The sequence below is a fragment of the Nordella sp. HKS 07 genome (genome assembly GCF_011046735.1).
Lineage (GTDB): Bacteria > Pseudomonadota > Alphaproteobacteria > Rhizobiales > Aestuariivirgaceae > Taklimakanibacter.
In genome coordinates, this window is sequence record NZ_CP049258.1 from 5,208,246 (window position 1) to 5,234,834 (window position 26,589).

26 protein-coding genes are annotated in these 26,589 nt (G+C 62.7%); 14 read left to right on the forward strand and 12 right to left on the reverse strand.

Annotated elements, in window-relative coordinates:
* Window positions 1-22 precede the first annotated feature (22 nt).
* From G5V57_RS24495 to G5V57_RS24505, 3 genes are read left to right on the forward strand one after another with little or no spacing between them, the layout of a single operon-like run.
* Window positions 23-1,090, forward strand: coding sequence for an ABC transporter ATP-binding protein (locus tag G5V57_RS24495; RefSeq protein WP_165170285.1), 1,068 nt, complete (start codon window positions 23-25; stop codon window positions 1,088-1,090).
* Window positions 1,083-1,964: an ABC transporter permease gene (locus tag G5V57_RS24500; protein WP_165170287.1), complete on the forward strand. Its 882-nt coding sequence runs from the start codon at window positions 1,083-1,085 to the stop codon at window positions 1,962-1,964. The genes G5V57_RS24495 and G5V57_RS24500 overlap by 8 nt, the downstream gene beginning before the upstream one ends.
* Window positions 1,961-2,845, forward strand: coding sequence for an ABC transporter permease (locus tag G5V57_RS24505; RefSeq protein WP_246737349.1), 885 nt, complete (start codon window positions 1,961-1,963; stop codon window positions 2,843-2,845). The genes G5V57_RS24500 and G5V57_RS24505 overlap by 4 nt, the downstream gene beginning before the upstream one ends.
* Here the strand turns inward: G5V57_RS24505 and G5V57_RS24510 are convergent.
* From G5V57_RS24510 to G5V57_RS24530, 5 genes are all read right to left on the reverse strand, one after another.
* Window positions 2,806-3,414 carry a histidine phosphatase family protein gene (locus tag G5V57_RS24510; protein WP_165170289.1) on the reverse strand — a complete coding sequence of 203 codons (609 nt, stop codon included), beginning with the start codon at window positions 3,412-3,414 and terminating at the stop codon, window positions 2,806-2,808. The two genes, G5V57_RS24505 and G5V57_RS24510, sit on opposite strands and share 40 nt — an antisense overlap.
* Window positions 3,411-4,472, reverse strand: a complete 1,062-nt coding sequence (locus G5V57_RS24515) for an ABC transporter ATP-binding protein (protein ID WP_165170291.1) — start codon at window positions 4,470-4,472, stop codon at window positions 3,411-3,413. The genes G5V57_RS24510 and G5V57_RS24515 overlap by 4 nt, the downstream gene beginning before the upstream one ends.
* Before the next feature lie 6 nt (window positions 4,473-4,478).
* Window positions 4,479-6,200, reverse strand: coding sequence for an iron ABC transporter permease (locus G5V57_RS24520; RefSeq protein ID WP_165170293.1), 1,722 nt, complete (start codon window positions 6,198-6,200; stop codon window positions 4,479-4,481).
* 179 nt (window positions 6,201-6,379) lie between these two features.
* Window positions 6,380-7,501 (reverse strand): ABC transporter substrate-binding protein, encoded by a 1,122-nt coding sequence (locus tag G5V57_RS24525; protein ID WP_165170295.1) that lies wholly within the window; start codon window positions 7,499-7,501, stop codon window positions 6,380-6,382.
* Window positions 7,502-7,614: 113 nt separating this feature from the next.
* Window positions 7,615-8,457, reverse strand: coding sequence for a MurR/RpiR family transcriptional regulator (locus tag G5V57_RS24530; RefSeq protein WP_165170297.1), 843 nt, complete (start codon window positions 8,455-8,457; stop codon window positions 7,615-7,617).
* Between the two features lie 141 nt (window positions 8,458-8,598).
* Here G5V57_RS24530 and G5V57_RS24535 point away from each other — a divergent pair, with 141 nt between their 5' ends.
* From G5V57_RS24535 to G5V57_RS24585, 11 genes are all read left to right on the forward strand, one after another.
* A complete protein-coding gene (locus G5V57_RS24535) occupies window positions 8,599-8,919 on the forward strand; it encodes a hypothetical protein (protein ID WP_165170299.1) in 321 nt (106 codons plus the stop codon).
* 27 nt (window positions 8,920-8,946) lie between these two features.
* Window positions 8,947-9,267, forward strand: a complete 321-nt coding sequence (locus tag G5V57_RS24540) for a hypothetical protein (protein WP_165170301.1) — start codon at window positions 8,947-8,949, stop codon at window positions 9,265-9,267.
* A gap of 73 nt (window positions 9,268-9,340) precedes the next feature.
* Complete coding sequence (locus G5V57_RS24545) at window positions 9,341-9,673, forward strand: hypothetical protein (protein WP_165170302.1); 333 nt, start codon at window positions 9,341-9,343, stop codon at window positions 9,671-9,673.
* A 44-nt stretch (window positions 9,674-9,717) separates the two neighbouring features.
* The gene (locus G5V57_RS24550) at window positions 9,718-10,293 is read left to right on the forward strand and encodes an NnrU family protein (RefSeq protein ID WP_165170304.1); all 576 of its coding nucleotides are present in this window, start codon (window positions 9,718-9,720) and stop codon (window positions 10,291-10,293) included.
* Window positions 10,290-10,850, forward strand: coding sequence for an NnrU family protein (locus tag G5V57_RS24555; RefSeq protein ID WP_165170306.1), 561 nt, complete (start codon window positions 10,290-10,292; stop codon window positions 10,848-10,850). Before G5V57_RS24550 ends, G5V57_RS24555 begins: the two co-directional genes overlap by 4 nt.
* Window positions 10,851-10,914: 64 nt before the next feature.
* Window positions 10,915-11,733, forward strand: coding sequence for a 3-methyl-2-oxobutanoate hydroxymethyltransferase (panB, locus tag G5V57_RS24560; RefSeq protein ID WP_165170308.1), 819 nt, complete (start codon window positions 10,915-10,917; stop codon window positions 11,731-11,733).
* 333 nt (window positions 11,734-12,066) lie between these two features.
* Window positions 12,067-13,431 carry a multicopper oxidase family protein gene (locus G5V57_RS24565; protein WP_165170310.1) on the forward strand — a complete coding sequence of 455 codons (1,365 nt, stop codon included), beginning with the start codon at window positions 12,067-12,069 and terminating at the stop codon, window positions 13,429-13,431.
* A 77-nt stretch (window positions 13,432-13,508) separates the two neighbouring features.
* Window positions 13,509-14,168, forward strand: a complete 660-nt coding sequence (locus G5V57_RS24570) for a tetratricopeptide repeat protein (protein WP_165170312.1) — start codon at window positions 13,509-13,511, stop codon at window positions 14,166-14,168.
* 9 nt (window positions 14,169-14,177) lie between these two features.
* A complete protein-coding gene (locus G5V57_RS24575) occupies window positions 14,178-15,485 on the forward strand; it encodes a PQQ-binding-like beta-propeller repeat protein (protein WP_165170314.1) in 1,308 nt (435 codons plus the stop codon).
* A gap of 111 nt (window positions 15,486-15,596) precedes the next feature.
* Window positions 15,597-16,949 (forward strand): ribosome biogenesis GTPase Der, encoded by a 1,353-nt coding sequence (gene der, locus G5V57_RS24580; protein WP_165170316.1) that lies wholly within the window; start codon window positions 15,597-15,599, stop codon window positions 16,947-16,949.
* The gene (locus G5V57_RS24585; protein ID WP_165170318.1) at window positions 16,946-17,566 is read left to right on the forward strand and encodes an HAD family phosphatase; all 621 of its coding nucleotides are present in this window, start codon (window positions 16,946-16,948) and stop codon (window positions 17,564-17,566) included. Before der ends, G5V57_RS24585 begins: the two co-directional genes overlap by 4 nt.
* Before the next feature lie 498 nt (window positions 17,567-18,064).
* Here the strand turns inward: G5V57_RS24585 and G5V57_RS24590 are convergent, their stop codons facing one another.
* From G5V57_RS24590 to radA, 7 genes are all read right to left on the reverse strand, one after another.
* Window positions 18,065-19,063 (reverse strand): ABC transporter permease, encoded by a 999-nt coding sequence (locus G5V57_RS24590; protein ID WP_165170320.1) that lies wholly within the window; start codon window positions 19,061-19,063, stop codon window positions 18,065-18,067.
* Between the two features lie 194 nt (window positions 19,064-19,257).
* Window positions 19,258-20,763, reverse strand: coding sequence for a sugar ABC transporter ATP-binding protein (locus G5V57_RS24595; protein WP_165170322.1), 1,506 nt, complete (start codon window positions 20,761-20,763; stop codon window positions 19,258-19,260).
* A 64-nt stretch (window positions 20,764-20,827) separates the two neighbouring features.
* Window positions 20,828-21,778 carry a sugar-binding protein gene (locus tag G5V57_RS24600; RefSeq protein WP_165170324.1) on the reverse strand — a complete coding sequence of 317 codons (951 nt, stop codon included), beginning with the start codon at window positions 21,776-21,778 and terminating at the stop codon, window positions 20,828-20,830.
* A 284-nt stretch (window positions 21,779-22,062) separates the two neighbouring features.
* The gene (locus G5V57_RS24605) at window positions 22,063-22,797 is read right to left on the reverse strand and encodes an SDR family NAD(P)-dependent oxidoreductase (protein ID WP_165170326.1); all 735 of its coding nucleotides are present in this window, start codon (window positions 22,795-22,797) and stop codon (window positions 22,063-22,065) included.
* A gap of 8 nt (window positions 22,798-22,805) precedes the next feature.
* Window positions 22,806-24,275 (reverse strand): amidophosphoribosyltransferase, encoded by a 1,470-nt coding sequence (gene purF / locus G5V57_RS24610; RefSeq protein ID WP_165170328.1) that lies wholly within the window; start codon window positions 24,273-24,275, stop codon window positions 22,806-22,808.
* An 11-nt stretch (window positions 24,276-24,286) separates the two neighbouring features.
* Window positions 24,287-25,024 carry a CvpA family protein gene (locus tag G5V57_RS24615; protein WP_165170330.1) on the reverse strand — a complete coding sequence of 246 codons (738 nt, stop codon included), beginning with the start codon at window positions 25,022-25,024 and terminating at the stop codon, window positions 24,287-24,289.
* A gap of 59 nt (window positions 25,025-25,083) precedes the next feature.
* On the reverse strand, window positions 25,084-26,475 hold the full coding sequence (gene radA / locus G5V57_RS24620; RefSeq protein WP_165170332.1) for a DNA repair protein RadA: 1,392 nt from the start codon (window positions 26,473-26,475) through the stop codon (window positions 25,084-25,086).
* Window positions 26,476-26,589 lie beyond the last annotated feature (114 nt).

Consider the following 26,589-nt stretch of genomic DNA (forward strand, 5'->3'; position numbering starts at 1 on the left):
CCCCTCTTTCCCCTGGTGCCCCATGTCCCATTCAGTCGACCTTATCGACATCGAAATGATCTTCGGCCAGGTGCGTGCCGTCGAGAAATTCTCCGCTTCCGTCGAAGGCGGCGAATTCTTCTCGATCCTGGGGCCGTCGGGCTGCGGAAAGACCACCCTTTTGCGCCTTGTCGCGGGCTTCATCCAGCCGACCGCAGGCAGGATCGTGATCGGGGGCGAGGACATGACGGGGCGGGGGGCGCATCAGCGCCCGACCTCGATGATTTTCCAGTCGTTGGCGCTCTTCCCGCTGATGCCGGTTTGGGAGAATATCGTCTTCGGTCTCGAAGTGCGTGGCGTTCCCAAGGCGGAGCGGCGCAAGCGGGCCGCGGAGCTGCTCGAGCTCATAGCACTTCCGGGTTACGGCGACCGCATGATCCATGAATTGTCGGGTGGCCAGAAGCAGCGTGTCGCCATTGCACGCGCCCTCGCGGTCGAGCCGCAGGTGCTCCTCCTCGACGAGCCGCTCTCGGCGCTCGATCTCAAGCTGCGCCAGCATATGCGCGCCGAATTGCGGGCGCTGCAGAAGCGCACCGGTGTCACCTTCATCTATATCACCCATGATCAGTCCGAAGCGCTCGCCATGTCGGACCGGGTCGCGGTGATGAGCGCCGGCAAGCTGCAGCAGATCGCGACACCCCGCGAACTCTATGCCAACCCCGCCACCTCCTTCGTCGCCAGATTCGTCGGCGAGACGAATGAATTTCCGGGTCGCGTCTACAGCATCGACAGCGGCGTGGCCGCCATCGAGACCCGCCATGGCCTGTTCAGGGGGCGTGCCGGACCCGGGCTCAAGGCTGGAGATCAGGCCGCCATTTATGTGAGACCGGAAGCTCTGTCGCTCGAAGGCGAAAGCGACAACCGCATCGAGGCTGCTGTCGAGCGCCTCGATTTCGAAGGCGCCGTCGCCATACTCCATGCCAAGGCGGGCGAGGGCCAGGCGGTGCTCGCGGCCATAGCCCATCACGGCCTCGCCAAAGCGCCGTCGGCAGGCGGCAATGTCCGGCTATCCTTCACGCCCGCCGAGGCGTTGGTCCTTTCCCATGTCTAGCCTGACGATGCGCTTCGGTCCGGGGCTTGGCGGCGCGATCCTGCTGCTTGTCGCTCTGTGGCTCGTCGCCATGGTGCTGGCGCCCAATCTCATGATGCTCGATTTCTCGCTGCGTCCCAATCTCATGCCGAGCCAGATCGGCACGGTGGCCGACCGATATTCGATCGCGAACTTCAATGCGCTATTCAGCGATTCCGTTCACCGCGGCATCTTTCTCAAGACAATCTGGGCGAGCGCTTTTGTCACGCTGACGACGCTGATCGTGACCTATCCCCTGGCCTTCTGGTTGGCCAAGCTCTCGACGCCTAAGACCATGGCGCTGGCGCTCCTGGCGCTCATCATTCCGTTCTGGATCAATGAAGTCCTGCGCACGCTCGCCTGGTACATCCTGCTCGCCTTCAATGGCCCACTCAACGCGGTGTTCCTGGCGCTGGGCGTCATCGACCAGCCGGTGCGCTGGTTCGGCGATATCGGTGTCCTCGCCGGCATGGTCTATGCCTATATCCTGTTCATGCTGTTTCCAATCTACAATTCGATCTCCACCTTGGAGACGGCGCAGATCGAGGCAGCCCGCAATCTCGGCGCCTCGACGGTGAGAATTCATCGCCGTATCGTCATTCCGCATGCCAAGGCCGGAATCGCCACCGGCTGTGTCTTCACCTTCATGCTGGCGGCGGGAAGTTATGTGGCGCCAGCACTCCTGGGTTCGCCCGGCAGCCGCTGGTTCACCGAAATCATCTATAACTGGTTCTTCGAAGGCGGAAACTGGAATCGCGGCGCGGCCTATGCGTTGGTGCTGCTTGTCCTCTGCATGCTGGTGGTATTGGCGGCCTTGCGTCTGTTCCGAGTCAATCTTGCGGATGTCGCCAAATGACCATGGCTATCGAAGCGCCCATGGCGGCCCGCTTGAACGCCCCGAGAGGGGGCCTTGCCGTTATCGCCGATCTGCTGCCCCGGATCACCTTCGCCCTCTATATGATCCTTTTCTTCGCCTATCTCTTCCTGCCGCTGGCGGTGATGACGGCGGCGACTTTCAATACCAGCAAGTTCCCGACCGTGACGCCCTGGCTCGGCACCACGCTGCACTGGTTCTCGGCGTTGTGGGCCGATCAGGCGATGTGGAAGGCGCTGTGGGTCTCGATCCTGATCGGCTTCTGCGTCATCGCGATCGCGCTGCCGATCGGCACCGCCGCCGCTTTGTTCCTGACGAGCCTCGATGGGCGGGCACGCAGCTTCTTCTATGCCGTTATGGTCTCGCCCTTGCTGACGCCCGGCGTCGCCATCGGCATCGCCACATTGATCCTCTGGCGTCAGGCTGGCGTCGGCGGTGGGCTCTGGCTCATCATCCTGGCGCAGTCGAGTTTCATCGCGGCTTACGTGATGCTGATGGTCACCGCGCGACTGCAGCGCTTCGACCGCACATTGGAAGAGGCGGCAATCGGGCTCGGCGCCTCGCGCTTCATGGTGTTCCGCCGCATCCTTCTGCCCTATCTGAAGCCGTCGCTTCTGGCGGCGACACTCATCGCCTTCCTGCAGTCCTTCGAGAACTACAACACGACGCTCTTCGTGCGCGGCACCGAGACGCCGCTCACCGTCTATATCGCCACCAAGGTGCGCACCGGTCTGACCCCGGCAGTCAATGCGCTGGGCCTCATCCTTATCGTGCTGACCATAACCGCCGCCGTGGCTCTCGAGGCCGTAAAGCGCAGGCGTGCTCAGTCGGGGGAATCGAGCGCCGGTCCGTCCGGTCGGTAATTCAGCAATTCGAGGCGGATATCCTGGGCCTCGAGATCGCGCACCGCGACGATTGACAGGCTCGCCGGGCCGACCGGCACGAGACGGTGTGGCGGCAGAGTTATGAAATGTTCGAGGAGGGCGCGGATCACGCCTCCATGACAGACGACGAGCAGGCGCTCGGCGCCGCGCTGCAGAGCTTCGCCGACGGCGGCGCTGCTGCGCGCCACGAAATCGTTCCAGCTTTCCCCGCCGGGCGGCGTATAGGTGCCGGCCCGCCAGCGGCGATAGAGCCCGTCATTCAGCTTCGAGAGATCGGCGATCGGTGTTCCCGTCCATTCGCCGACATCGATCTCGCGCAGGCGCGACGACGGACTGGCGTGCTCGAAGCCAAGCAGTTCCGCCGTCTCGCTGGCGCGCTTGAGGTCCGAGGTCAGTGCCTGGTCGGGCGTCAGATTCCGTATCGTGGCGCGGAGAGCACGCGCCTGGGCGCGCCCCGTCTCCGACAGATTGATGTCGGCCTGGCCCTGCAGCCGGCGGACCGAGTTCCACTCACTTTCACCGTGGCGGACAAGGAAGATGCGTTTCAACTGAGGCGTGCTCCTGAGGCGGCAAAGAGGGCCGACGGCTGGGCCGGCAAGGCGAAATGAACAGTGTCGCCGATGGCGAAGCGCGGCGCTTCGTCGACGACGGCGGTGAGTCTAAGGTCGCCGCTGGTGCCGGTGACCATCAGGCGACCGGCGATCGGGCTCGCCTCGGCGAAATCGAGCGCCAGGCTGCGGGGCGTTGGCCTTGCCGACACCGTGATTTCTTCGGCCCGAAACATCGCATGCGCCGCGCGACTGCCTTTGAGCGCCGCATCCGCGATGCGTCCGGCAAGGGCCGGTCCGTCGGCGCCGGGCATGATGGGCACGAGATTGGCGGGGGGCGTGCCGACGAATGTCGCGACGAAGGTGCTCGCGGGCCTGGCCACGAGTTCCTCGGGTGTCCCGAATTGTTCGATGACGCCGCCGTTCATGACCGCGACATGGCTCGCCATGGTCATGGCTTCGACCTGGTCGTGGGTGACATAGACGGAGGTCGCTCCCGTGGCACGGTGGATGCGCAAGAGCTCGGTGCGCATTTCGACCCTGAGCTTGGCGTCGAGATTGGAGAGCGGCTCGTCAAAGAGCAGGATGCCGGGCTTCGGCGCGATCATCCGCGCGATCGCGACACGCTGCTGCTGTCCACCCGAGATCTCATTGGGATATCGGGCGCCAAGCTCGGCGATACCGAGCAGCTGCAGTACCTCGGTGATGCGCTTGTGCCGTTCCGGCTTCGCCATCCCGGCGACCTTGAGCGGCCAGTCGATATTGCCGGCGACGGTCATATGTGGCCACAGCGCATAGGATTGGAAGACGAGTCCGTTGTCGCGTTTGGCAGGTTCGATGGTCCAATTGAGGGCGCCGTCAGAGACGACACGCCCGCCATAGGAGATGGTGCCGGCGCTCGGTGTATCGAGACCCGCCAGCATCCGCAGCATAGTCGACTTGCCGCAGCCCGAGGGCCCGACCAGCACGAGGAACGATCCTTTCGGCACGTCCAGGGTGACGCCGCGCACCGCCTCGAAGGTGCCGAAGCTCTTGCGAAGATTTTCAATCCTGATCATCGGGCCTCAAGCCTTGAGCCATGGTTGCGACTTCTTCTGAATGTGATTGGCGAGCAATGTGGCGCCGACCGAAATCACCAGAACCACGACGGTGATCGCATGGGCGAATTGGGTAAAACCCTCGGAGGCATATTGATAGGCGAGCACCGAGAGCACCGGCATGGTCGGCGTGAAGAGGAGCACCACGAGTGACAGGTCACGCACGATCTTGACGAAGACGATGAGCGCGCCGGCCGAAAGTCCGCGCGCGGCGAGCGGCACCGTGATGGCGGCGAGGCGGTGCAGCAAGCCCGCCCCGGTGAGCCGCGCGCTTTCATCGAGATCGCCTGAGACCTGCTGGATCACGGCGCGTCCGGTTTGAATGGAGAAAGGCACCAGATAGGCGGTGGCGGCGATGACCAGCAGGGCGAAAGTGCCATAGAGGGCCGGAAGCGGTCCGATCGGCGCGCCGAAGAGCGCGATATAGGCGGCGCCGAAGGCGATGCCAGGCACGAGCAACGGCAGGAAGGCGATCTGGTTGATCGCCGCCGACAACACGCCCTGACGGTAGCGGGCGAGTGCGAAGGAGACGAAAAGCCCGACGAGCGTGCCGGTGACGGCAACGGCGGCGCCGAGCGCCATGGTGATGCCTACGGCCGACAGGATGGCCGGATTGCGCCAGATACCGGGCTGGCCTTGTTCCATCGAAGCGATGGATTGGCCCAGCCAGTAATGGAGCGTCCAGTCGGAGAACAGCGCCGACGAGGAGGGAGCGAAGCTAGAGGCGATCAGCACACAGACCGGCACGATGGTGGTGAGGAGGCAGATCGTCAGGGCGATCACGAACAGCGCCCACTTGTTGGCGCCGAGCGTAAAGCGCTTGGCGCGTCCGCCCTTGCCGGTGATGGTCGCATAGGAGCGGCGCCCCGAGATCACGCGGTTGCCGAGCCAGAGGAACAGGGCCGAGATGAGGATGAGCAGAATGGCGATGACAAAGCCCCGCGCCGTCTGGCCGATTTCGATCATGCCGAAAAGCCGGGTGGCGAGCGTCTGCATACGCACCGGCAGGCCCAGCAATGCCGGGGCCGCGAAATTCGATACCGCACCCGCAAATGTGAGCGAGGCGCCGGCGACCACCGCCGGCAAGGTGACCGGCAGGATGATGCCGAGAAAGATGCGGCCGCGACCGGCGCCGGTCATCTGCGCCGATTCCACGAGATCGGAATTGACGCTGGCGAGCGACGCCGCGATGACGGTGAAGGCCAGCGAATAATAATGCGCGACGAGAACGATCAGGGTGGGCACCATGCCCCAGGCGAGCCAGTCGGGCACCGGCAGGCCGAGGCCGGTCAGGAAGCCGATCTGGCCGCCGGCGCGCGCATTCTTGAACAGGGCTCCCCAGGCGAGCGCGGTGGCGAAGCTCGGGATCATGAACGGCAATGTCGCCATGAGGCCGATGGTCCGGCGAAACGGAATGTCGGTCATGACCACCAGCCACGCGAGGAAGCCCCCGAGCAGGACGCAGCCCGCCGCGACGCCGAAGCCGAGAATCATGGTGTTGAGCAGAGGGAGCCAGAACAGATTGCGCGACAGCGGGCTGACGAGCGCATCCGACCAGGCGCCGATCGCATCGGGACCGAGCGTGCCGATCAGGATCTTGAGCAGGGGCGCGGCGATCAGCAGGCCCAGCAGCGCGAGTACCGCGAGCTTCAGGGGCAGTCCTGGATGAGTGGAGCGAAGAAGAGTCATTCGGAGAAGCGGTGCCGCGCCGGTTTCGTTGGACTAGATCACGATGAGTTTGGATTGAATCAATCCAAACTCATAAACGTGATCGATTCTAATTTTAGCGCGGGATTGTTGCGAAAAACCGGTGTCCACTTTTTCGCATCCCGCTCTAGGGATAGCCCCGCGCGGGGACTGGGGCGATATCACTGCAGGAGCAGGATGAGGTCGCCGATCTCCTTGCGGATCTCCGCCGTCTTGGCGGGGTCGATCTGCCAGGCCTTGAAATCAGCGAGCGGCACCGCGTCCGGATGGCTGGCGATGTCCTTGCGGGTCGCATAGTCGCCGGCGACATAGAAGGGCTTGTAGGCATCGCCGCCGGTTGCGCTGTCGTCGCCCATCAGGAAGTCAATGGCGAGACGTGCCGCCGCCGGCTTGGTCGTCTTCTTGGTGACGCCGAGCACGGCCGGGAAGATGATGCCGTTGGCGGGTGCGACGTTGTTGGCGACCTGCAGAGCCCAACCCTCATCCTCATTGTCGCGACGGTCCGAGTAGCTGGTGAAGCCGACCGGCGGATTGGCCTGACCCTTGGCGCCCACCGCCTTGTTGACGTCGTCGGTCGAGCCCATCAGCACCACATCATTCTTGAAGAGGTCGGTGATGAACTGATGGCCGGCGCTCTTCACGCCGTCGCCGAGCGCGATCGGCTTGCCGAACTGCGCCTCATAGGCTTTCGCCATCCCGTCCGCATTCAGCACGATCTCGACCATCAGATCGAGATAATCGCCGCGCTGCAAGGGATCGACCATGACGACCCGGCCTTTCCAATCGGGCGTCGTGAGCTGCCAAAGGTTGCTGATGGGCGAGCCGTTGGGGTTAGCCTCCTCATTGTACATCAGGACCTTGGTGGAGAGGCGCTGAGCGAGGAGGGGCGCCTTGAACGGCTCATCGAGCCGGTCGGCGATGCGCGGTGGCACGTAGTTCTGAACGATGCCGGTGTTGAGCAGTTCGGGGATCACGACGGGAACGTCGGAAATATAGACGACATCGGCATTGGTGATGCCGGCGCCATCCTCGCTCTTGAGGCGGGCGATCTGTTCGGTCGAGGACATGTCGAACGGGATCATGTCGATTCCCGGATACTGCGCTTCGAAAGCCTTTTCGACCTTGGCGATCCGGCTGGTGAAGGCATAGACCGTGACCTTGCCTTCCTTCTGGGCGAGCGGCAGAAGTTCCTTGGCGCTCATTGTGTCGAGGTTCTGCGCGGTGGCGGGGAGCGCCGCGAAGAGCAGTGTCGCCGTGAGATAGCCTATTCGTTTCGAGATCATTCTTTCCTCCCTGTTGTAGATGTTGCGGGACATTATTGCGGTTCTCTTCCAATCTGCATGTTAGCTTGCAGTCTCAAGGTGAGCGACATTGGTGATTGCAGCCATGCGCGGTCTCAGGTGTCTTCGAAGGTGCTGATAAGGCGGCCGAGTTCCTCGAGCCGTACCAGAGAGCGCCGCTCCGCCGTTTCCGCCAGTTGCAGGATCAGCCCGTTGCAGATCGCCATCGGGACGGTGAGGGTCTGGAAGCCGTCGGGCGCGCCTGAACGAGGCGCGGAGAGCAGCATGTCGGCCGCGGGCGCCAGGGCCGGACCGATAGAGCCCGCGATTGCAAGCGTGAAGGCGCCGACTTTCCGCGCATGCTCGATCACCGCCTGATAATGACGGGGCTGGCGCCGGAAGGCAAAAGCGAGGAGAGCGTCGTCTGCGTTGAGCGCCAGCAGACGCTCGGCCACGTCGCGGCTGTCGCCATTCAACAAGATGGCGTCGATTGCCATCCGCCGCAGGCGGCGTTCCATCAGCACCGCAAGGCTTTCGGCATTGCCGCGCGCGAAGATGAAGATCTTGCGGCGGTCGGTGAGCTGACGCGCCGCCGCCTTCAGCCGATCGTCGCCGATGAAATCGGGGAGCGCCGTCAGGGCTTCGATCTCCTGGGCGATCAACCCGCCCAGTATCGAATTGCCGCGCGAATGAGCGAGCGTGTTGCGCATGCGAACAGCCGGATCCGTGCGCACAATGAATTCGTCGCGAATGGCATCGCGAAAATCGGCATAGCTTTCGAAGCCAAGTTTGCGCGCCAAGCGCGAGGCTGTCGCCTCATGCACGCCGGCGCGCTCCGCCAGTTCCCCCGCCGTGCTGAGTGCGATCTCGCGCGGCCGCGCCATGACTTCCTTCACGAGCATGCGCTCGGATGGGGTCAAGGTGTCGGCGACGCTTTGCACCAGGGTGACGATGGACATGATTCCTCCGGCGACCTTAACTCGACAGCATGTAATTATGCAAAGATAACAATTGTTGCAAGTGAAATTGCAATTATTAACATTTTCGTTGCGTTAGCCTGGAGCCGTCGTAATGTCAGTGAGCAACTTTCGGGGGCTTTCATGACATGGCGGAAGGCGAAGCGCGCCCACGTGGTAGCTGCGCTCGTTGTCGGGGCTGCGCTGGGTGGCATGGTTGAAACATCCAACGCTGCGAAACCGACCCAGAAGGAGGCCCTTGCGGCCTGCCGGGCTCAATATGGCAAGAAAGTCGTCAATGCCATTGTGCAGAAGGACGGCAAAGTCAGGTGCGAGTGGATGGTCCGGCGCGAGATGACGCGCGAGGAGGCCTTCGAATCCTGCCGGAAGAAATACAGCGCAACGACCGTCCTGCTCCGCAAGACCAAGGACGGATGTTTGTGCCGTTACTATGGGCGCTACTGATCATCATACAAGCAACGGGAGTATAATATGACGTCGAGCGGGACGGCGGTCCTCAATGCAGCGTTCGCGCTTGCTCTGTCCGCCTTCATGACGGCAGGACTGCTAGGCGAAGCCGAAGCAGGCGTATCGAAAAAGCAGGCGATGGCCGCCTGCCGGGCCAAGTATGGCAATGAGGTCAGCGATGTCGTCATCAAGAAGAACGGCGAGATCGTGTGTCAGCAGGGGCCGAGTGAGACGGCGTCGCGCAAGGAAGTCTATGAATACTGCAAGCGCACGCTCAACCCCAAGATGATCGTCATGCAGAAGCGGAACGGCCGTTGGATGTGTCTCTATTCGGGCAACTACTGAGCGGTTCCGCCGCGCTTCACCTGCTCTCTTTTTGATGGCAGGATGGCCGGCAATGGATCATCGGGTCAGAATCATGCGGTTTCCTGTCGCCCTTCGGGCAGCTCTCCTCCTATCCGGGGTGGGCGTCGGCCTGTCATTGCCGTTGGCCGGAGCCCATGCCAAGGATTGGGACATCAAGATGGACCAGCAGGCCTGGGCCTGTTCGACGCTCTACAGCCGTTATCCCATCAAGGTGCAGAATGGCGGGGACCGAGAAACAGCGATCTGCCTCGGCGAGGGTAAGAAGGGGCGCAAGCCGATGTCGCGGTCGGAGGCCTTCAACCTTTGCCGAGATCAGTTCAACGCATCGAGCCTTCTGGTCAACTGGACCAGCAAGGGCTGGCGCTGCCGCTTCTATGGTCGCTGATGCTGACGCCCCGACTTTTGCTTCATAATAGCTGGTGAGGAATCATGAGCCTGTTGATTATTGGTATCGTCATCTTCGTCGGCGCACATCTTGTTGTGATGCTCAATCCGCGCTTGCGCGATAGTCTCAGCGGCAGTCTGGGCGAGGGGCCTTACAAGGGCGTGTTCTCGCTCGTGTCGCTCCTCGGTCTCGCGCTGATGATCTATGGCTTCTACACCACGCGCGGCATGCTCGAAGGCGACGACTATCTCTATACGCCAGCCCCGTGGACTCGCCATGCCGCGATGACGCTGGTTCTCCTCGGCTTCATCTTCGTCGGCGCTTCGCATGGCAAGGGCTATCTGAAACGCTGGCTGAAGCAGCCTATGTCGATCGGCATCGGACTGTGGGCGGTGGCGCATCTGCTCGCCAACGGCGACCGGCCCGGTGTCGTGATGTTCGGAGCGATCCTGGCGCTGGCGGTGATCGACATCATCCTCTCGACGGCACGCGGTAAGGTTCCCACCCATGAGCCGAGGCTGAGATCCGATGTGATCGCCGTGATCGTCGGCATCGTCCTCTATGCGATCTTCCTGTTCGTCATCCATCCTTACGTCTTTAATCTGCCCATCATCGTATGATTCTTCTCGCTCTAGGCGTGGCGCTCTTCGCTGTCTGCCATCTGACACTCGCATTGCCCGAGGCCAAGGAGGCGCTGCGCCGGCGCTTCGGCAAATTCCATGGGCCGGGCTTTGGCGTCGTCTCAGCTCTGCCGCTTATTCTCATTGTGCTCGGCTGGCGCGGAGCGCCGGTCGAGATCATCTATGAGACGCCGAGCTGGGGCCGCACCGTGACCTTCGTCCTCGTTCTATTCGCCTTTCTTTGCCTGGCGATCTTCCTGTTCCGCGGCAATCTGCGCCAGAAACTGCGGTTGCCCTTGGCCTGGGGCGTCGTCTTCTGGTCGGTGGGCCATCTGTTTGCCAATGGCGATCTTGCCAGCCTCATACTCTTTGGCGGCATGCTGCTCTATGCGCTGGCGCATCTGGGGCTTGGTTATGCCAATGGCGTGCGGCCGTCGCCCGATATCCGCCAGGGTCACGACGCGATCTCGATCATCATGGGCGTGGCGCTTTATGGCGTTTTCGCGCAACTGCACCCGCTCTTTACCGGTGTGCCGGTGGTGACGCTGACGTTATAATAGATATTGTGCGGTGCACAAAAACGATTGCTCGGCAAACGCAACCGCGATAGGTTTGCCCGCCATGTCACTACATACCGATCAGAAGCGTCTCACCGCTCCCGACATCACCGCGCGCAAGGGGGGCGATCCGATCGTCGCCTTGACTTCGTATCACGCCCACACCGCGGCGATCGCCGACAAATATGTCGACTTCCTGCTGGTCGGCGACACGCTCGGCATGGTCATGCATGGCTTTGAATCGACCTTGCCGGTGCCGTTGGAGCTTATGATCATCCACGGTCGCGCCGTGATGCGCGGGACCAAGCGGGCGCTGGTCGTCGTCGACATGCCCTTCGGCACCTATGAGGAAAGCCCGGCCCAGGCCTTCCGCAATGCCGCCCGCATCGTCAAGGAGACGCAGTGCGGGGCGATCAAGCTCGAAGGCGGGCGGCGCATGGGCGAGACCATCCGCTTCCTCGTCGAGCGCGGCATTCCGATCGTCGCCCATATCGGCCTCACGCCACAATCGATCAATGTCCTGGGCGGCTTCAAGACACAGGGCCGCAAGCGCGACCAGTGGGCGGAAATCGAAGAAGACGCCCGCATCGTCACCGAGGCCGGCGCTTTCTGCGTCGTGCTCGAGGCGGTGGTGGAACCGCTCGCCGCCCGCATCACCAAGGCCATTCCGATCCCGACCATCGGCATCGGTGCGTCGGCCGAATGCGATGGTCAGATCCTCGTGATGGAGGACATGCTGGGCCTCTCGCCGCGCGTGCCGAAATTCGTGCGCGAATTCGGCGAAATCGGCAAGGCCATCGACAGGGCGATCAGCTCCTATGCCACGGAAGTCCGTGCACGGAGCTTCCCCGGCAAGGCCAATATCTACGAAACCAAGGACTGACGCGCAAGCCGATCCGACCGGTGCGGCCATCATCTGGCCAGCCGGCAAGAAGTCATTATCCGATCACTAGCTAGTGTCCCAAATCCGAAGTTCGCCACAGCCAGCGGGAGCTTCCGAGCGAACTTCGGATTCGGAAGGACACTAGAAAACCTAATGATTCTAGTGTGCTTTTGAACGCGAAGTTCCTGTCGGTGCAGCCGCCTGATATCAGGAACTTCGCGTTCAGCACACTAGATCACTATGAGTTTGGATTGCGGACTTGGGATTGAAACAATCCGAAGTCAGGATGACGCGGAATTGCTATAAAGATTCCGAATCGGAACGGGATGATCGATGATCCTCTCTAGGCGTTCGTTCATTGTCGGCGGTGCGGCGCTGGCCGCCCTACCTCACCGTCTTGAGGCGCAGACGGCGGAAGACGGTTTCATCGTGCTGACGGCCAGCCCGACCGCCGGCCGGCTCATGGAAGCCGATAGTCCCGCGACGAAGCTCCAAAGCCTCTCCGGGCAGTGGCCGCCCCCGGTGCTGCGCGCCAAGCAGGGCGAGGAGTTCAAGGTACGTTTCGTCAATTTACTCGACAGGCCGATGGCGCTCCATTGGTACGGCCTGCGCGGTCCATCCGAGATGATGAGCATCTCGGTGGTGCCGGGTGAGGACAATGCCTTCGATTGCGTCTTCACCCCGCCCGATGCTGGAACATTCTGGCTTTCGCCTGTCGCCGATGTCTCACGCCAGCGTGAAATCGGGCTCTATGCCCTTGTCGAGGTCCTGGAGAAGGAGCCGGTCCCCGCCTTTGCCGATCTGCCGCTAACCTTCGACGACTGGCAGTTGACAGATGACGGCCAGATCGACACCACGACTTTCGGCAATCTCGAGGATGCGATCGGCCAGGGCCGGCTCGGCAACTGGTTCACCGTCAATGGCGCCTATCGCCCCAAGATCGACATTCCGACCGGCTTGGTGCGCCTGCGTATCCTTAATGCCGCCAATGTCCGTACCATGTCGATCCTCATCAAGGGGGCCGACCCTCTGATCATTTCCGAGGACGGCCAGCCGGTGCCGCCGCGCCAACTGGGCAATAACGGCCTCGTCCTGGCGCCCGGACAAAGGAGCGACCTGCTGCTGGCGGAAAGCGAGGAAAACCTCACTTTGGCGGTCAATCTGTTCGAGGATGTCATCGAGGCGGCCTATCTCAACCGCAAGGGGGCGGCGGCCGAAATCGTGCTGCCCGATAATTTTGCGTTGCCACCCAACCCCATTTCCACGACCCTCGATATGGCAAAGGCGAACATCGTGCCCTTTGTGCTCGAAGGGGGCGAGAAAGGCGGAATGACCGGGGCCGTCTATGCCGGGGAGAAGCTCGATTTGCGGGCGCTGCTCGAAAAACGCATGGCCTGGGCTATAAACGGCACGGCGGGGCTTACTCCGGAGCCCTGGATGAGCTTCACCCGCGGCGAGACGGTGGTCCTCGAGGTCGACAACCGTACAAGGTTTGACCAGCCGCTCCATATCCACGGACATGTCTGGCGGGTGATCGACGAGCAGCCCACGCCCTGGCGTGACACGGCGGTCATTCCAGCGGAAAGACAGGTGAAATTGGTTTTCGTGGCCGACAATCCGGGCCGCTGGGGCATCCAGAGTACAATCGCGGAACGGATCGATTCCGGCCTGATGTCCTCTTTCGAGGTCGGTGCGTAATTTGCCTTGATTTGGCCGTTTGGCTAAATTAGCAGCTTCATCAAAGCGTTATAGACGGCAGGTCGGGAGCCCAATCAGTGAGCGATGAATCGCTATTCAGAGAAGTGGACGAAGAAGTCCGCCAAGACCAATTCAAGAAGCTCTGGACCAAATATGGCAGCTATTTCACAGTCTTGGCAGTAGCCGTAGTGCTCGCCGTGGCGGGCTTCAAGGGCTGGCAATACTGGCAGTTGACCCAATCGGAGACGGCCGCACAGATCTTTGCCGATGGCGTTCAGAAGCTGCAGGACGGCAAGATCGCCGACGCCCAGGGGGCTTTCGCCGCCATCAACCACTCGGGCTACGCCAAGCTTGCAGATCTGCGCCGCGCCGCCGCTCTCGCGGCGGGTGGCAAGACCGATGAGGCCGTGGCGCTCTATGACAAGATCGCCAATGATCAGAAGAATGAGCAGTCGCTGCGCGATCTGGCGCGCCTGCGTGCCGGCTACGCCCTGACCGACAAGCTGGCGCCGGCGGAGCTGATCAGCCGGCTCGGCTCCTTCGACAATGAGACGAGCCCATGGCGCGGCCTGGCGCGCGAAATCTTCGCGCTGGCCGCCTATCGTACCGGCGATTACACCATGGCTGACCGCTATCTCAATGCCATCATCTCCGATCAGGGCGTGTCGCTGGAATTGCGCCAGCGTGCCCAGATGCTGCTCGAAGTGATCACACCGCTTCTGACCGCCAAAAAGTAAGGGCTGAACATGCGATTTTCTCGGCTCTGGCCGCTCCTGGCGACATCGCTTTTCCTCACCGGCTGCGGCTCGGCCTCGAAGCTGCTCGAGGGCGTCACCGGTGAGAAGGACGTGGTGCTGCCCGGCAAGCGCGAGAGCGTCCTGTCCTCGGGCGAGTCCACCGCTGCCCAGGGCGAGACGTCGAGCGAGCCCATTGTCATTCCGACCGCCGAGACCAATGCCAGCTGGCCGCAGCCCGGAGGCCAGGCAACCAATTCCTTCGGTAATCTCTCCGCCGGCGCCAATCTGTCGCGTGCCTGGTCCGCCAATGCGGGCGAGGGGACCTCGGGCGATGGCCGCATCGTGGCGAGCCCCATTATTGTCGGCGGCACCGCCTATGTGCTCGACTCGCGCAGCAATGTGACGGCGATCCGCACGTCGAGCGGCGGCCAGGCCTGGCGCGTCTCGCTCATTCCGGAAGGCAAGAGCACCCGCGCTTTCGGCGGCGGCCTCGCTTCCGACGGCCAGCGCATCTATGCCACCTCGGTCTTTGGCGAGGCTTTGGCGCTCGATGCGGCGACCGGCGCCGTACTCTGGCGCAAGAAGTTAGGCGCCCCGGTGCGCGCCGCGCCGACGGTCGCCAACGGCACGATCTATTTCACCGGCTCGAGCAATGAGGTTTTCGCGCTCCGGGCCAGCGACGGCAGTGAGGTGTGGAAGTATCAAGGCACCGGCGGGCAAGCCACCATCGCGTCGAGCCCGAGCCCGGCCGTCTCGCAGGGCTTAGTCGTCATTCCCACCACGGCCGGCGAGATCATCGCCTTCACCGCGAGCGACGGTCTCGAGGCCTGGAGCGATGCTTTGACCTCCTCTGATCCCGCCGCGACCGCCACCAATATTGGCAGTGTCGCCGGCCGCCCGGTCATCGATGGCGATCAGGTCATCGCCATTTCCAATGCCGGCCGCATGGGGGCCTTCGCTTTGCAGAACGGCGATCGGCAGTGGACGCGCGACATCTCCGGATCGCAGACGCCGTGGGTGGCGGGCGATCATGTCTTCGTCATCATCAACGGCAAGACCCTGATGGCGCTGTCGCGGCGCACCGGCGGCGTGCGCTGGAGCAAGGACCTGCCGGGCAAGGTCTGGGCCGGTCCGGTTCTGGGTGGCGGACGCCTGCTGGCGGTAAGCTCCGATGGCCAGCTCGCCAGCATCTCCGCGCAGACCGGTGAGGTATTGAACACGACGAAGCTGAGCGATGCCTTCTATATCGCTCCCGTCATCGCCAACGGCACGGTGTATCTGCTTTCCGACGATGCCCAGCTGATCGCGCTGCGCTAGGGCGCCGGGCGTTGTCATGGATTACCTCGGCGCTCTATCTCTTTGATTTGCGCATCGGACTCTCCGAAAACCGCTTCGCACTTTTCGGTCCGATGCTCTAGAACACTCATCATGCAAGCAAAAGTCGCAATCCTGGGCCGACCCAACGTCGGCAAATCGACGCTGTTCAACCGGCTGGTCGGCCGCAAGCTGGCGCTGGTCGATGATCAGCCTGGCGTCACCCGCGACCGCCGGGAGGGGGAAGCGCATCTCGCCGATCTGACCTTCCGTCTCTTCGACACGGCCGGTCTCGATGCGGCGCCGCGCGGCAGCCTCGAAGACCGGATGAGCGCCCAGTCGGAAGCGGCGATCGCCGATGCCGATGTGTGCCTGTTCGTCATCGATGCCAGGGCCGGCGTCACGCCGGTCGACCGCGAATTCGCCGCCAAGCTGAGGCGCCACGGCAAACCGGTCCTGGTGCTCGCCAACAAGGCGGAAGGCCGTGCCGGGGAGTCCGGCGCCCTTGAAGCCTTCTCGTTGGGGCTGGGCGATCCGATCGCCATTTCGGCCGAGCATGGCGACGGCATGAACGAGCTTTACGAGGCGCTCGAGCCTTACGTGAAGAGCGCCGAGGAAAGCGATGAAACGGACGAAGATGAGGCCGAGGACAAGCCCCTCAAGCTCGCCATCATCGGCCAGCCCAATGCCGGCAAATCCACCCTGGTCAATGCTTTGCTCGGCTCCGAGCGCGTTCTGACAGGCCCCGAGGCCGGCATCACGCGCGACGCCATCGCCATCGACTGGACCTGGCGCGACAAGCAAGTCATGCTGTGGGACACGGCCGGCATCAGACGTAAATCGCGTGTCACCGGCAAGGTCGAGAAGCTCGCGGTGGCCGACGGTCTGCGCGCCATTCGCTTCGCCGATGCCGTCGTCGTCTTGATCGACGCCTCGATCGATATCGAACGCCAGGATCTCACCCTTGCCGATCTCGCGGCACAAGAAGGCAGAGCCGTGGTGCTGGCGCTGTCGAAATGGGATCTTGTCGAGGACAAGCCGAAGCGCCTCAAGCAGGTCAAGGACGACATCGCCGACATCCTGCCCGAGATCCGTGGTGTCACCATCGTTCCCCTTTCGGCGCTGCACGAGAAAGGCCTCGACCGGCTGATGGAGGCGGTCCTCGCCGCGGTCGAGAAATGGAACAGCCGCATCTCGACGGGGCAGCTCAATCGCTGGCTCGAGACCATGTTGGAGCGCAACCCGCCGCCGGCGCCGTCGGGGCGACGCATCAAGATCAGATATGCGACGCAGGTGCGCTCGCGGCCGCCGACCTTCTCCCTCTTCGGCAATCAGCTCGATCATTTGCCCGAGACCTATGTGCGTTATCTGATGAACGGCCTGCGCGAAACCTTCGAGCTCTGGGGCACACCCTTGCGCTTCAACCGGCGCGGCAGCCGCAACCCGTTCGACAAGGATAAGAGATGACCGCCAGTCCGACCACAGTCGTCTTCGATATCGGCAATGTTCTCGTCTCCTGGGACCCGCGTCATCTTTACCGCCGCTTCTTCGCGGACCGCGAGACGGAGATGGAGTGGTTCCTGGCAAACATCTGCACCCCGGCCTGGAATGTCGAGCAGGACAGGGGGCGGAGCTTCAAGGACGCGGTCGACCTCCTGGTGAAGGAGCATCCGGCGCAATGGCATCCGATGATCCGAGCCTATGACGAGTTGTGGCACGAAACGATTTCGGGGCCCATCGAGGGGACGGTCGCTATTCTCGATGCGCTCAGACACAACAATGTACCGATTTATGCCATCACCAACTGGAACCAGGACAAGTTCCGCGAGGCGCTCGAGCGCTTCCCGTTCCTCAAGAGCTTTGCCGGCATCGTGGTGTCGGGCGATGAGCGCATGCTGAAGCCCGACCGCGAGATCTTCGATCTCTTCTTCGAACGCTACAAGGTGATACCCGAGACAGCGGTGTTCATCGACGACAGCCTGCGCAATGTCGAGGGCGCGCGCGCCGCCGGCATGCATGCCGTGCATTTCACCTCGCCTGAGGCCCTGACCCGCGATTTGCGCGCTTTGGGATTTTCGGTCTGACAGGAGCGCGCGGAGGGCATCGTCGGTGCCCGCGAGTGGTCATACGGGGCAGCCGCATGCGCTACGGTTGCTCCTCCGAAAACCGTGTCACTCAATTGGCCTGTCGCACCCTCGGGGTGCAGTCCAGTGCAGTCCAAGGCAAAAAACAGGGATTTGCAGGGATTTGCAGGGAATTATCGCGAAACTCGGGTGGGAATCAAACTATATCAATGGCTTAGTCAAATTCCGGTGCTCAGGAGCAGGGAATTTCCATCTGTTCTCTTCCTAAGACGGGTCATTCGCACAAGCCCGCCGACAGAGTCGTTCAAGGCAATTCTCCGATGATGAAATTCTCCAATTCCATGTCCGCGCGCGGATAGTCAAGGCTTTAGAGCGCCGGGGGTTCTCGTGTAATCGGCCCGGCGCTCTATCTCTTTGATTTTGCGCATCGGCTTTCCCGAAAACCGCACGCATGGTCGGGTCAAGCCCGACCACAAGCTTTCCGGATCATGCTCTAGTCTAGCCCTGCTTTTCCGGAATGGGTTGCGGCGCCGGTTTGCGGCGGAAGAACTGGGTGAAACCGCCATAGCGGGCGATCTGCTGGTCGGCCAGGACGCCGAACAGGATCACGGTGCCGATGACGGCGAAATTGAGCGAGCTCGGAATGCCGAGCAGATTGACCAGGTTCTGCAGCACCTGAAGCAGGATCGTACCCAATACGATGCCGAGGATCGAGCCTTCGCCACCCCTGAGGCTGCAGCCGCCCAGCACCGCCGCGGCGATCGCATAGAGCTCGTAAAAATTTCCGTGCGAAGCCGGCGAGATGGAGCGGGTGTAAAGGGTCAGGAACACGGCGGCGAGGCCGGCCAGGCCGCCGCAGATGATATAGGCCGATGATATGATGCGCTTGGTGGGGATGCCGGAATAGCGCGCGGCTTCCTCGTTCTTGCCGACCGCGAAGAGATAACGCCCGAAGACGGAACGGTGCAGCACGATGCCCATGATGATGGCGATGATGATGAATGCGATGAAGCTGTGCGGGATGCCGAAGGTGCGCCCGGTGGTCAGCCATTGAAGCGCCGGATAGGAGGCGCCGAACGGAAAGCCCGCAGTGGCATCCTCGGTATAGAAGCGCGCTATGCCGCGATAGATGAGAAGCCCGCATAGAGTGACGATGAAAGGCTGGAGCCCCATTCGTGTGACGAGGAAGCCATGCCAGGCGCCGAGGATCAGTCCGGCGACGACGATGAGCAGGAAGGCGATGGCCCAGTTGATCTCATAGTTGGAGAGCAGGTCGACGAAGATCACGCCGAGCAGGGCGAACATGGAGCCGACGGAAAGCTCGATGCCACCGGTAATGATGACGAGGCCGACGCCGATCGAGAATATCCCATAGAGGCCGATGAGGTTCATCGTGTTGGATAAGTTGGCCGGCAGCAGGAAGCGCGGATTGATGAAGGCGACCGTGGCCGAGACCACGATGATGAGGATGAGGAGGCCCAGGTCTTTCTTGAGCATGGCGAACTTAGAACTTTCTGTTGCGCATCGGGCTGCCGGAATAGCGTGTCACACTTTTCGGCCCGATGCTTCAGAGCCTTTCCCGTTTTGATCGAATCAAGGGATTCGATCAAAACGGGATAAAAAGGCTCGACTACATATTATCTGGAGCGCTTCCTTTTCGCGAAAGTCGAGCAACTTTCGCGGGATGCGCTCTAGTTGAGCGTCTTTCCGACCGCCAGTCTGAGCACGTTGTCTTCGCTGAAACGATTGCGTTCGAGCAGCCCGCTGATGCGCCCCTCATGCATCACGGCGATCCGGTCGCTGACGCCGATCACTTCCTCCATGTCGCTGGAAATCATCAGGATGGCGACGCCGGCGTCGCTCAAGGCGCGCATCAATTCATAGATCTCCTGCTTGGCGCCGACATCGACGCCGCGCGTGGGTTCGTCGAAGATGATGACTTGTGGCTTCATCGACAGCCATTTCGCCAGCACGACCTTCTGCTGGTTGCCGCCCGAAAGCGCTCCGGCGGCGACCTCGACACTGGGAGCCCTGATATTGAGACGGTCCTTCTGGCGCATGGCATTGGCGTCCTCGCGCCCGGGCTTGACCAGTCCCGCCTCGGCATAGTTCGTCAGATCCGGCAGGGAGATGTTCTGGCTGATCGACACATCGAGCAGGAGGCCGAACTGCTTGCGATCCTCCGGAACGAGAAAGATGCCCTTGTCGATGGCCTCGCGCGGCCGGGCGATGCGGATCGGATCTCCGTTGAGACGGATCTCGCCGCCGGGCGTGGGATCGATGCCGAAGACGACGCGGGCCACTTCGGTGCGGCCCGAGCCGACCAGGCCGGCGAGACCCAGTATTTCGCCTTGCCTGACGGCGAGATCGACCGCCTTATCCGGAAAGGTGAGGGTGCGCAACCCCACGAGCGTAAGGGCTTCATCGCCCGGCGCCGCCTTGGGCGGGATATAGAGCGATTTCAGATCGCGGCCGATCATGAGCCGGATCATCGCATCATGCTGGATGCCGGTACCGGCGAGCTCGCCCACCTTTCGGCCGTCGCGCAGGACGATGACGCGGTCGGCGCAGCGCTCGACCTCCTGCAGCCGGTGGGAAATGAAGATCACGCTGACGCCGCCGGCTTTCAGATCGGCGATTATCTTCAGAAGCCGGTTGGTTTCGTTGACGGTGAGGCTCGAGGTCGGCTCGTCCATGATGACCAGACGCGCGGCGAAGGACAGAGCCTTGGCGATTTCAACGAGCTGGCGCTGCGCCAGTGAAAGGCCGGCCACCAGGCTTGTCGGCGCGAAATCGGCGCCGAGCTTGCCGAGCAGGGGCTCGGTGCGCTGCCGCGTAGCCTGGGTGTCGATGAGCCGGAGCGGCGCGCGCCCGCGGGGCTCGCGGCCGATGAACACATTGGCCGCGACATCGAGATTATCGAAGAGATTGAGTTCCTGATGCACGAAGGCGATACCGGCCTTGGACGCCGCGTCGATGGTCATCGCCGCCCGTTCGCTCCCGTCGATCCGCAGCACACCGTGGTCTGGCGCGACGACGCCCCCCAATATGCGCATCAGGGTCGATTTGCCGGCGCCGTTCTCGCCGACAAGGCCGATGACCTCGCCTGGTGTCACGCTGAGCGTCACGCCTTTCAGGGCGACGACGCCCGGATAGGACTTGCTGATGTCGACGAGCTCGAGAAACGGATCGGCCATCTTGCCCCGGAGCTTGACCCGGAATACCTGCCGGCACAAGCGGGTGCCGGCAGGCTCCCCTGCGCTATTTTCCGATCCGGGCTTTGAGCTCAGCCTCGAAGCTGTCTACATTCGCCTTGTCGATGACCTGGCCGGGGACGATGATGAGACCGTCTCCGGGAATACCGGATTTGTCGCCATCCAGATATTTCGCCATCAGCTTCATGCCCTGATAGCCCCATTCATAGGGGTTCTGGACGACCGTGCCTACGATCGCGCCTTCGCGCACGCCACCGAGCGTCACCGGGTCCTCGTCGAATCCGATGATCTTGATCTGGCCAAGCTTGCCGGATTCCTTGAGGGTCTCGTAGATGAACGGCGTATTATACGAATAGAATCCGACCATGCAGGCGACATCCGGCATCGCCGACAGCGCGTCGGCGACATTGCGCTTGGCGCGAGCGAAATCGATGTCGTCGCCGCGCACATCGACCAGTTCGACCTTGGATCCTTTGATTGTCGTCTGCACGCCCTCTATCCGTTCGCGGGCGTTATCGGCGCCCGGCAGACCGACGAAGCCTATGCACTTGCCGCCGTCGGGGAGGGCCTTCAGCATGAGCTTGCCGGCGTCCTTGCCGAGCTCGACATTCGAGCTGCCGATATAGGCGACGCGCTTGGATTGCGGCGCATCGCTGTCGGTGGTGAACAGCAGAACCTGGCCGGCGACGCGGTCGAGCGCATCCGTCGATGTCTTGGGATCGACGGCGCTCACCATGATGGCCGAGACGCCGGCGGCGACGAGATCGTCCATCAGGCGCTGCTGGATGGCGGCCGAAGACTGTTCCGGGTATTTGAATTCGAGCGTGTAGTTGGGAAGTTCTTCTTGCGCCTTCTTGACGCCGGCTTCGGCGATCTTCCAGAAGTCGGACGCGCCATTGACGACGAACGCCAGGGTCTTCTTGTCCTGAGCACCCGCGCTCAACGTGACGGATAAGGCCATCGCGAAAGCGGCGCCGGCCATCAGCAGACGTTTCATATGCTTCCTCCCATGATGATGCCGCAGCGGCACCCGCGAGCGGCAAATGTTGAACCGCCTTTTCTTATTTGTATGACAAAAAGCTAGGCGAGAATCCGCGAAGCGTCAACACTGGGCGCGACGATGATGTAGAATATAGGCGACAATGAATGTGCCGATCGCGCCAGTCCGGTTCGACGCAGCCTGATGGGATTCGATCAGATTGAATTGGCTCAGTCGCTCGGCTCGCCCAGAGACGGAGTGCATTCGCCCTCTCCCCCGCAGGGAGAGAGGGGATTGAACGGCTAGCCCCGGAACTTGAACAGTCCGGTCGGCGCGTATTTGTAGGTCGCGCCATTGGCCTTGAAGGAGGGAAGACACATCTCGACCAGCTGTCCCGCCACATCATCGGCCGTCGGCAGCTTATCCGGATCTTCGCCCGGCATGGCAAGCGCCCGCATGCGCGTGGCCGTGGGACCCGGACTGAACATGTTCGCCGTCACCTTGGTGGTGGCGATTTCCGCCGCATAGGTCCTGACCAGGGTTTCGAGCGCCGCCTTCGATGTCGAATAGACGCCCCAATAGGCAAAAGCCTTCTGCGCCGAGCCAGAGGTAACGAAAATGGCGCGTCCGTCTTCCGAGCGCTTCAGCAGCGGGTCGAGCGAGCGGATGAGCCGCCAGTTGGCCGTGACATTGACCGCCATCACCTCGTCCCAGGTCTTGGGCTCGATGTGGCCCAAAGGCGAGAGTTTGCCGAGCACGCCGGCATTGCCGATCAGGATGTCGAGGCGGCCCCAGCGTTCGTGGATGGCGGCGCCCAGCCGGTCGATGGCCGCATAGTCCTTGACGTCGGCGGGCACCAGCGTGGCGCTGCCGCCCAGGGCCTTGATCTCGTCGTCGAGTTCCTCGAGCCCGCCCTGGGTGCGGGCGAGCGCCACGACATGGGCGCCCTGTCTGGCCAAGGCGAGGGCGGCGGCCTTGCCAATACCGCGCGACGCACCGGTGACGACCGCGATGCGGTTCTCAAGTTCTCTGGTCATGATGTCCTTCAGCCGGCCTCTGCGAGAAGCGAAAGCTGCTGCTTGGCCGATTCGCCGATAATGTCGGTCAGGTGAGTGGGATAATCGCCGGTGAAGCAATGATCGGTGAATTGCGGCCGCACCGGATCGCGCCCGTCATAGCCCACTGCGCGGTAGAGGCCATCGACCGAGAGGAAGGCGAGGGAGGCGACGCCGATATAGTCGCGCATCTCCTCCAGCGTGTGCGTGGCGGCGAGCAGCGCCTTCTGCTCCGGCGTGTCGATGCCGTAGAAGTCGGGATGCCGGATCGGCGGGCAGGCGATGCGCATATGAACTTCGCGAGCACCCGCCTCATACATCATGCGCACGATTTTCACCGACGTGGTGCCGCGCACGATTGAGTCGTCGACGAGCAGGACGCGCTTGCCGTTGATCACCGCGCGATTGGCGTTGTGCTTGAGCTTCACGCCGAGCGCCCGGATGGTCTGCGTCGGCTCGATGAAAGTGCGCCCAACATAGTGGTTGCGGATGATGCCGAGCTCGAAGGGAATACCGGCCTGTTGCGCAAAGCCGAGTGCCGCGGGCACGCCCGAATCCGGCACCGGGATGACGACATCGACGTCGGCCGGGGCCTCCTGGGCGAGCTGACGGCCGAACTGCTTGCGCACTTCATAGACCGAACGTCCGCCGAGGATGCTGTCAGGGCGCGAGAAGTAGACATATTCGAAGACACAGGGACGCGCCTGCATGCGCGGGAAGGGGCGCAGGGATTCGACGCCCTCCTCGGAGATGACGACCACCTCGCCGTTCTCGACCTCGCGCACGAAACGGGCGCCGATGATGTCGAGCGCGCAAGTCTCCGAGCAGAGGATATAGGCGCCGTTGAGTTCGCCGAGGATCAGCGGGCGGATGCCGAGCGGATCACGTGCGCCGATGAGCTTCTTGTTGGTCATGGCGACCAGCGAGTAAGCGCCCTCGAGGGCCCTGAGCGCGTCGATATAGCGCTCGACGATGCGCGGCTTCTGCGAGCGCGCCACCAGATGCAGGATGACCTCGGTGTCCGACGTCGACTGGCAGATGGCGCCTTGCGCCACGAGATCGCGCCGGAGCGTCAGGCCGTTGGTGAGATTGCCGTTATGCGCGACGGCGAGGCCGCCGGTCGCCAGTTCGGCGAAGAGCGGTTGCACATTGCGCAGGATGGTTTCGCCCGTCGTCGAGTAGCGCACATGGCCGAGCGCCACGCGGCCCTGAAGGCGCTTGATGGCGCTCTCTTTCGAGAAATGATCGCCGACGAGGCCGAGCCGGCGTTCTGAATGAAAGCGCTCGCCGTTGAAGGCGACAATGCCGGCCGCTTCCTGGCCGCGATGCTGCAAAGCATGCAGGCCGAGCGCCGTGAGGGCAGCGGCGTCGTCATGGCCGAAAATGCCGAACACGCCGCATTCCTCACGCAGCGTGTCACCGTCGAGATCGAAATTGAGTACGGGATTGGGCGCCGCCATCGCGAAAGTCCTCAATTGGGGTTGCTCTGGCCGCCGAAATCCGGCTGCTCCTGATTATCGGGAGGCGGCGAGTTCTGCTGCTGCTGTTGCTGCTGGCCCTGCGTTCCCTGGATCAACTGATCGAGGCCCTGCGATTCGTTCTTCTTGTAGCCTTCTTCGTCGGGCGTCGTCGCGTCGCCGGTGCCGGTCTGCGCGGCGGGCGGCTGCTGTGTGGACGCTGGCGCCTGGTTGGTGAGGATGGAGGAATTGGTAAGCGTTTCGGCGATGTCGGGCGGCACCAGTGACAGGATGACTTCACCGACCGACTGGATCACCGGCAGCGTGCGGGCGTTCTTCACCCAGTCTTCCTGACGGTCGAAGGGAATGAGCCAGCCATAAAACAGATAGGCGATGACGACCAGCACGAGGCCGCGCGCCAGGCCGTAGAAGAAACCCAGCGTCCGGTCGAAGGCGCCGGCGGCCGAGTCGACAACCACATCGGAGAGTTTCACGCTGATCAGCGAGACGACGATGAGGACGATGAGGAAGATCGCGCCGCCGACGGCGATCTTGGCGACGATTTCGGGCTGCAGATACTGGCTGGCGAAACCGACCATCTCCGGCGAGCGGATGGCGAAATAGGCGCCGACCGCCGCCGCACCCCAGGCGACGAGGGAGAGCACCTCGCGGGTGAAGCCGCGCATCAGGGCGAGGAGGCCCGAAATGATCATGATGCCGGCAAGAATGAGATCAAGCAGTTGAAACGGCATTAGCCAGTCCGTGCGATGGAGGTTGAACGCGATCTTATAAGCAGCTTTTGTGGCATGGGCTAGGCGATTCGGGCGAGCCCCTTGGGCTGGGCGGCGGCCCAGGCAACAAGGTCGGCGATGGTCTCCAACGGCTTGATTTTAAAGCCCTTCGGGCCGACAAGCTCGGGCCGGGCGGCGGTCACGGCCTCCTTCAGGCCGAGTTTATGTGCTTCTTTGACACGTGCCTCCGCGAGGCTCACCGGACGGATGGCGCCGGAGAGCGCGATTTCGCCGAAAACCGTCGTTCCATGCGGCACGATGGTGCCCGTGAGCGATGAAAGGAGGGCGGCAGCGACGGCGAGGTCGGCCGCGGTTTCCTTTACTTTGAGGCCGCCAGCCACATTCAGATAGACATCGTGATTGCCGATCTGAACGCCGGCGCGCGCTTCCAGCACCGCCAGCACCATGGCGAGCCGGTTGGCGTCCCAGCCGACGACGGTTCGCCTGGGATTGCCGAAAGGCGAGGGCGAGACGAGGGCCTGCACTTCGATGAGGAGGGGCCGGGTGCCTTCCACGCCGGCGAAGACGGCGGACCCCGGGGTCGGGTGCTCGCCCGAACCCATGAACAGCCGTGACGGGTTGGCCACTTCCTTGAGGCCGCCATCCGACATCTCGAACACACCGATCTCGTCGGTCGGACCGAAGCGGTTCTTGACCGCCCGCAGGATGCGGTACTGATGGCCGCGGTCACCTTCGAAATAAAGGACCGTATCGACCATATGCTCGATGACCTTGGGGCCGGCGATCTGGCCGTCCTTGGTGACATGGCCGACGAGGAGAATGCTGGTGCCCTTCTGCTTGGCGAAGCGGATGAGGGCTTCCGAGCCGGCCTTGAGCTGCGAGACGGTGCCCGGGGCGGCATCGATATTGGGCGACCAGACGGTCTGGATCGAGTCGATGACCGCGATGGCGGGGGGCTCGCCCTCGCCGAGCGTGGCGACGATGTCGGCGGCATTGGTCTCGGCGGCGAGCAGCACCGAGGTATCGGCGATACCGAGCCGCTCGGCCCTGAGCCTCACCTGCGCGATCGCCTCTTCGCCCGAAACATAGATCACCCGGCGCCCGCGATTGGCAAGTGCCGCCATGGCCTGCAGCAGCAGCGTCGATTTGCCGATGCCGGGATCGCCGCCGATCAGCACGCCCGAGCCCGGCACGAAGCCACCGCCCGCCACCCGGTCGAGCTCGGCGATGCCGGTTTCAATGCGTGCCGGGGCGGCGCTTTCGCCTTTGAGCCCGACGAGGCGGGAAGCACGGCCCTTGGGCAGGCTCGCCCCCTTGGCGCCCGACAGCGGCGTCGGTGCCGATTCCTCGACGATCGAATTCCATTCGCCGCAATTGTCGCAGCGCCCCGCCCATTTCGACGAGACGGCGCCACAGGATTGACAGACGAATTGCGAGGATGATCTGGCCATGGGGTCCCTATTTGGCGTGCCCCGTGGGCCTAAGCAAGAGTCCGGAACTTTGCCGTCGCGATTCCGTTGATTCCATTCACCTCATCACGGGCAATTCAGAACGGTTCGCCCTGA